The 6,843-nt window shown below is 30.0% G+C and carries 6 protein-coding genes, 1 tRNA gene and 1 pseudogene; 2 read left to right on the top strand and 6 right to left on the bottom strand.

Going from position 1 to position 6,843, the window contains the following annotated elements; translation table 11 throughout:
• Positions 1-25: 25 nt before the first annotated feature.
• Positions 26-1,261, bottom strand: coding sequence for an aminoacyltransferase (locus HMPREF3125_RS01870; protein WP_070451577.1), 1,236 nt, complete (start codon positions 1,259-1,261; stop codon positions 26-28).
• A 70-nt stretch (positions 1,262-1,331) separates the two neighbouring features.
• On the bottom strand, positions 1,332-1,676 hold the full coding sequence (locus HMPREF3125_RS12385) for a CHAP domain-containing protein (protein ID WP_227705987.1): 345 nt from the start codon (positions 1,674-1,676) through the stop codon (positions 1,332-1,334).
• 96 nt (positions 1,677-1,772) lie between these two features.
• Here HMPREF3125_RS12385 and HMPREF3125_RS12760 point away from each other — a divergent pair.
• Positions 1,773-1,862, top strand: a tRNA-OTHER gene (locus HMPREF3125_RS12760).
• A 700-nt stretch (positions 1,863-2,562) separates the two neighbouring features.
• Here HMPREF3125_RS12760 and HMPREF3125_RS01865 read toward each other — a convergent pair.
• From HMPREF3125_RS01865 to HMPREF3125_RS12940, 4 genes are all read right to left on the bottom strand, one after another.
• On the bottom strand, positions 2,563-3,486 hold the full coding sequence (locus HMPREF3125_RS01865) for an aspartate/ornithine carbamoyltransferase family protein (protein ID WP_002486797.1): 924 nt from the start codon (positions 3,484-3,486) through the stop codon (positions 2,563-2,565).
• A gap of 47 nt (positions 3,487-3,533) precedes the next feature.
• Entirely contained in the window at positions 3,534-4,370 is an 837-nt protein-coding gene (locus HMPREF3125_RS01860) for a ThiF family adenylyltransferase (protein ID WP_256278049.1), read from the bottom strand.
• Positions 4,371-4,510: 140 nt separating this feature from the next.
• Positions 4,511-4,954 (bottom strand): hypothetical protein, encoded by a 444-nt coding sequence (locus tag HMPREF3125_RS01855; RefSeq protein ID WP_256278048.1) that lies wholly within the window; start codon positions 4,952-4,954, stop codon positions 4,511-4,513.
• A 95-nt stretch (positions 4,955-5,049) separates the two neighbouring features.
• Positions 5,050-5,190 (bottom strand): helix-turn-helix domain-containing protein, encoded by a 141-nt coding sequence (locus HMPREF3125_RS12940; protein WP_256278047.1) that lies wholly within the window; start codon positions 5,188-5,190, stop codon positions 5,050-5,052.
• A 111-nt stretch (positions 5,191-5,301) separates the two neighbouring features.
• Between HMPREF3125_RS12940 and HMPREF3125_RS01850 the strand changes: the two are divergent.
• Positions 5,302-6,682: pseudogene (locus HMPREF3125_RS01850) on the top strand (MFS transporter).
• The last annotated feature ends 161 nt before the right edge of the window (positions 6,683-6,843 follow it).

Genomic DNA, 6,843 nt, shown 5'->3' with positions numbered 1-6,843 from the left:
ATAGAAGCATCCTATTTTTATTGTGTTATTTACGTAACTTATATACTTTGTAAAAAATAGGGCGTAGAGGTTTGATGAAATCTCCAATGTATTCTTCGACATGGGCGTTAAACCCTTTTTTAAATTGCTGCACACCATAATCTTCAGCATTTTCACTAAAATTTCCAGTAATACCATAAAAATTATATCTCGGTATATTATTATTTAATGCAAAATTTATCATATCCCATTGTAATCGATATGCCCCCATAAATTGGTTGTATTTAGGGTTAGATCCACTTGATAAATAATAAACCTCATCTTTATTCCAGATATAATATGCCGACGCTAAATGAAGTACGTCGCCGTCACTTTTGATTAAATTTTTAGTTTCTGTAATATGTTTTTGGTTACTTTTTAATTGTTTATTTAATTCTTGGTACTTATTTTTATTCTTTTTTGAATTTGGGTTATCTTTTAGCTTTGTTTTAATTTCTTCTAGTTGTTCATTAAGCACTAACTCTTTGTTATTTAACTGGTTTAAGTATTTTTTTAAATCTATATACGCTAATTTCAAAGCTGAATTATTACTATAGATGTTTTGCATTTCTTCAAAATAATCTTTTTCTCTAAATTTAAAGCCATGCTTTTCTTCTGCCATTTGGAACAATTCAAAGAATTGGTCTGTCTGTGAAATGTCTAGTGTTTTAACCTCTACACCCATCTCATATGTCTTTTTAATATTTCTTCTAGTTTGGTAATCCATTTCATTTAAAATGTCTTTTTCGTTTTTGCCTTCCAAATCTAAAACAGATAACCAGCGTATTTTGCTTGTATCAGAATATCCTATACTATGACCTTGATATTGATAGCCTAAATGGTTGAGTTTATTTATTAAATTGGAATTATCGTATGACTTCAATATACGTCCATCTGCATCTCTATTACTTTCTAATATATAAGGATCAACTAAAACAAATAATCCTTTATGTCGTTTTAAATATCGAGTTAGCCCAGTAAAAAAGCATTCAACTAATTTTTCATTATTAAAATCTAATACTGGACCTCTGTGAGAATAAAAATATTTAAATATTTTTAAAACTTGTGCTTCAGATAGTAAACACGCAGCTATAACTTCTTCATTATCTTTAACGCCTACCAAATGGACATCTTTTTTATACTTTTGTCTATAGTTATAATGCGCAATAGATTGCGTGTAATGTACAGCATGTTTTTGTATAAATAATTGATATTCCTGTTCTGTTAATGTAACAAATTTCATTTTTCCACCTTTTTCATTTAAAATTTAAATCCTGGAGTCTAACTCCAGGATTTAGGGTCTGAAGTTCTGATTAATAAATATAATTGTATTGCGAAGCTTGTTTCTTAGTTAAAGTACGAGTGCCATAGCCTAAACGTACATTGTAATTGTATTCTGAAATCTTTATACTTCCATTTTTATTTACTTTTTCAACAAAAGCGACATGGCCATAACCGCCACCGCCTTTAGAAGTTTGGAGAATAGAACCTGCTATTGGTTTTTTACCTGTAGCAAATCCAGCTCTTTTGGCTTCATTAAGCCAATTTTTTGCATCTGTAAAACTAGATGGAAGATATCTTTTTGTTTGATTTCTTTTATTATGGACATACCACGTACAATTATTTTTCGTATGATAGTTAGGCTGTTGTTTTTTTATCGGTCTTGGATATTTATCAATCTCTGCTACTTGACTTCAGAACTTTTTTCTAATACTATATTAAAGTCAAATAATATTCAAATTACATATTATTGTGGAGGGGTACTCAAGTCTGGTTTAAGAGGCCAACACTGTGTGGTTGGTAGGAGCTTTTTGCTCGCGTTGGTTCAAATCCTTCTCCCTCCGTTTATAAAAATAGCTTAACTAAATGCTCACTGAATTTCTTTTACAAATAGCATGAAACAGTATATACTGAAATTGACAAAAGAAAAGACACAAGTGCTGGTAACACTTGTGCCTTAGTAAGCCCGTTAAAAAGACGGTGACTTTCGATAAAAAATTCTTAAATAGACTATCTACTTGTCAAAGTGGAGATGGTCTATTTTTTTTGGTCGTTTCTAATTAATACTAAACTAATGATTGTCAAAACAATCATCAGCATTTCATAATCAGACAATGCTAGTCCTTTCTAGGAGCAAAAACCAAAACCATAGGCATCACCCCATTTTCATGAGATTAGCCACCATCGATCCAACTTGCTTACATTGATTATTATATAGATGTAAGTAAGTTTTTTAAAGTTGTGTTCAAATATATAACTTTTCAAGTGTATGCAGGCATACAATATACATGCATACAGTATGCACGCATACTGTATGCAACACTTAGACGCTTTAAAGTTGAATAAAGATACAAAATGTCATTTAATGAAAATGCATGAAAACGCGTGGTTAAGGGTATGTATAAAATATGAATAATCGATAATCCAAACACAAAGGGACAAACGCTGAAATGACGGCGTTTGTCCCTTTTTAGTTGGTTGACATAATTAACGATTATGGGTAGTGCTTTTGTATAGCGTATTCATTTTATAAATAGCTATTAATCAGTGTAAAAAATAATATAAAAGAGACATTCTTATTAATAAACCATTATATGCTTGTTTAGTAAATATCACATTATCCATGTCGTCTGTATCTGAAGAAAGTTCAGCTTCTCTTGGTCCAGGACTTAGAATAGGGATCCTATTCTTATCATTAAACTTTTCTTTAGATACTATCAAATTATTTTCTAATGATGGTTTTTCATCAACTTTTTCTGAATAAGCAGAATTAAAATCTGGAAGTTCAAAAGGTATGATATCTAATATATCTGCTTGCTCTAATACTCTTTCTACATTATGGACTATAGAATAATCAGTGTTTTTTAATAAATTTAAAATATCGCTATTTAATTCTTCTCCATTTGGCAATAGAAATATAATTTTCTTAATATCAAATTTTTCTAGACCTATAACAATAGAACGAATCACTCTACAATTAATATCTCCACCTATTCCTATAACTTTATCTTCTAAACCATTTAATTCTTTTGTCATCGTATATAAATCTAATAAAGCTTGCGTAGGGTGCTCATTTGTTCCATCTCCGGCATTAATCATAGGAATATGGGTGATCTTCGATGCTTTTTCAACAGTATAATTTTGAAAATGACGCATAACCATGATGTCTGAATACTGTTCAATATATTTAATAGTATCTGACATACTCTCGTCAAAATAATCATCAGTGCGTGCTACTTTAGGTCCCCCCATATCTATGACTTGTCCACCTAATCGATACATGGCACTTGTAAAACTCATTCTAGTTCTGGTACTTGGTTGATAAAAAAGCGTAGCAAGAATTTTACCTTCTAAATCCTTAATTACTTTTCCATTTTTTAAAGCTTTTTCATAATAATCTGCTTTTTCAAAAATAGTATTAATATCAGTAAGATTCACATTCTTCATCGATAATAAGTTATTAATCAATTTTATTTTCCTCTCTTTCTACAATTTTTGTTTCCCAAGAGGCTGAATCAAACATAGAAATAACTTGGAGTTGACGGTAATTCTTTATATTCTGGAATATCTTTCAGACCAGTTATTTCAAAACTCAATCTTTCTACTAAAAGACCTTGAGCTAAAGGGGGACATCCAGCAAAGATAGGGCATTCTTTATTATTAATTAACCAATCATCTAATCTTTCTTTGGATGGAAATTGAGGGTATTCTGGAAAAAGAGAATAAACTATTTTTCTTGTATTTTTTTCATCTAGCTCTGAACCTGGCTTGATATCAAAATAATCTTCAGCTGACATTGAATCTTTAGTCCATTTAAAGAAGAAAGCTCTATGACCAAATACTGGCACAGTTAACATAAATTTACATCTTTCATTTTTTTGAAAAGCTCGATGTAATGCATAGCGAGCTTCTAATTCAAATAATTCAATTTTATCTAAAACATAATCACAACCTTCTACAAAATCATCAGCAGTATTATTATTAATACCTTCAGGATAAACATCAACATTTACATCTCTTGAAATATTAAATATAGATTCTCCAACTACTTCTGCCTTATTTCTTCCAAGATTATCCAAAGATGCACCAAATTGTCTATTAATATTAGAAAGCTCAAAATAATCTGGATCTGCTACTTTTATATGACGAACTCCTAATCTTACTAATCTTTCGGCTACAGCACCACCTATACCACCACAACCGGCAATGCCTATTACCACTTCACTAATTTTATTTTGACGCTTTTCGGCTTCTTCATCAGTATTTCCTAACCAACCTAAATTTCGCTTAACTCTTTCCCAATATCGTTTTTCATCAAAATCTGCAGTATATTTAATCACTTTAGAATTCATTATGAACCTCCAAAATATAATATTTATAACAACTACATCGCTCGACACAGAAAAAAATTAAAATATAAGTGGTTTAATACACTTTCAATAAGTACATAATCATAAAAGCGCTTTATTTGTCAAAATATTTCGTTTTTTTATTATGGGATGTTCATATTTAGATATGTCTTGAAAGCACTTTTTCCTTTTTTGGTTAAATTAAGACATCGATTAATTTCACTATTCTCTATCCAAGATAATTCGATCATTTTTTCAGTTATTTGTAATGCAACCGGTCCTGCCATATGATTTTTTCTTTCAGTCCAATCTATATGCTTTGGAATAGATTTAGAATACATGCTTTTTTCTGTTTCCATTCCAATTTTTTTTAACCAATTTTTTCCATTTTGAGTCAATTTATAACATTCTTCTTTTTCTTTAAGATAATCATTTTCTAATAAAGCTTCAGTAAATTTAACCCCTATTTTCCCAGCAATATGACCATAACAAGTGCGTATATACGACAACTTTTCTTTTTTTGTTGTTTCTTTTAACGATTTGCTATTCATAGGAGGAGATATAACAGATAAAGCATTGATTGCCATCAATGACTTTGTCATTATCAATTTTATAATAGCGATGTCGTCCCCATGTATTAACTGAAATAAAATTAGCTTCTACTAGTTTTGAAAGATGTTCACTAGCTGTTTGAAGGTTTTACACCAGCTAATTTAGCTAATTCTCCAGCTGGAAGAGCTATGCCACTAGATAATTCAATTAACATAGTTAAACGTGTCTTATGTCCAATAAGGAGGATATTATCAGAAAAATTTTCATACATATAATACACCCTTTCTGTTAGTACAATTTAATCATACCCATATAATATTTCGGTGTTAATCGAAATATTATATGGGTATGATTAAATTAGTTAAATGAGGAGGTATTATAGATGAATTCTTCTAAGTATTTCGATCATTTAGTTGTTTTTACAGCAGGAATAGGAATGTTTTTATCCACCCTTGATAGCGGAATTATCAATGTCGCATTACCTACTTTATCTAAATCTTTTAATGTTGATACTTCTTTTATTACTTGGAGTGTCACACTATATACTTTATTATTAACAGGCACAATTATAATATTTGGGAGACTAAGCGATAAATACAGTCGTTTAAATATATATAGTTTAGGATTAACTATTTTTTTAATAGCTTCTATTTTATGCGGTTTTTCAAATAACGTCATACAATTAATCGTTTTTCGTGGTTTACAAGGTATAGGTGCAGCAATGTTACAAGGAACTGCTACGGCTATTATTACTACAACCATTCCTGAAAATAGACAAGGTTCTGCGTTAGGAACGTTAAGTATTCTATTAGGAATAGGTCCTGTTTTAGGTCCAAGTATTGGAGGTCTTTTAATATCTGTAGGTAATTGGAGATGGATATTTTGGATCAATATTCCCTTTATATTTATCGGTTTAATCGGCTGTTTATTTTTAAAAAGATATATTAAAGAGCAAAAAAGTACGTCTATCCATTTAGATATACGTGGAAATTCATTATTATTTCTATCTATCTTTTGTTTATTAATAAGTTTAACATCTTGGTCTTATCACTCAATTTTTAATATATCAGTATATGGCAATTTCCTAATCTTTATTGTTTCTTTTTGCCTATTTATTATATGGGAGTTAAAAACAAATCATCCTATCATCGATTTACGTTTATTCAAGAATGTATCATTTTCATCTCCAATATTTGCAATATTTGTATTTGGAGGTACAACATCTTTAGGTTTTATAATTCCTCCATATATTTTAGAAAAGATTAATCATCTTTCATCTTGGCAAATAGGATTAGTTAACCTTACTTCTCCTTTAGGATTAGTACTTACTTCAAAAATATCTGGTAAATTAATTTCTCGCATTGGCAATATTGTATTAATGACTACAGGACTAATTATTATGATTGTGGCATATACAAGCCTAGGATTATTACAATATATATTAAATCCAGTGACAATAAGCTTATTATTACTAATATATGGTATAGGAGGAGGTTTTTTCCTACCGTCTAATACTTCAGCAATAATGGGAACTGTATCTCAAGATATGCAAGGTACTGCTGGAGCTACACAAAGAATGGTTCAAAATATAGGGTATTGCTTTTTATACAGCAGTTACTTCATTATTTATCAGTAATTCATCAAATTCAGATAAACTCATAGAAGGGTCAAGTCATGCATGGTTATTTGCATCAATAACACTCTTTTTAGCATTATTACCTTTTTTATTAAAAATACTAAAGACTAAATATGAACCTAATTAATATATTTATAACAAATAATACTTCTTTTTCTTTATTAATAGTGGCTATCAATTAGCCACTATTTTTTCGCTAGAAAAAATCCATAAGGGGCTTGGGGATTATCCCCAACAAGCTGGCGCGTCTGCCACGTCAGTGGCTAGCAAAGCCAATGCTTGCCAAAC

It is taken from the genome of Staphylococcus sp. HMSC13A10 (genome assembly GCF_001808005.1).
Taxonomy (GTDB): Bacteria; Bacillota; Bacilli; order Staphylococcales; family Staphylococcaceae; genus Staphylococcus; species Staphylococcus pasteuri.
Note: the sequence above shows the minus strand (reverse complement) of the source record. Positions and strands in the feature narration are given on the sequence as shown.

What these genes read in the sequence shown, in the direction of transcription:
- HMPREF3125_RS01855 (WP_256278048.1), bottom strand. Translation starts at nt 4,954, where the DNA reads ATGGCAATCAATGCTTTATCTGTTATATCTCCTCCTATGAATAGCAAA.
- HMPREF3125_RS12940 (WP_256278047.1), bottom strand. Translation starts at nt 5,190, where the DNA reads ATGTATGAAAATTTTTCTGATAATATCCTCCTTATTGGACATAAGACA.
- HMPREF3125_RS01860 (WP_256278049.1), bottom strand. Translation starts at nt 4,370, where the DNA reads ATGAATTCTAAAGTGATTAAATATACTGCAGATTTTGATGAAAAACGA.
- HMPREF3125_RS01870 (WP_070451577.1), bottom strand. Translation starts at nt 1,261, where the DNA reads ATGAAATTTGTTACATTAACAGAACAGGAATATCAATTATTTATACAA.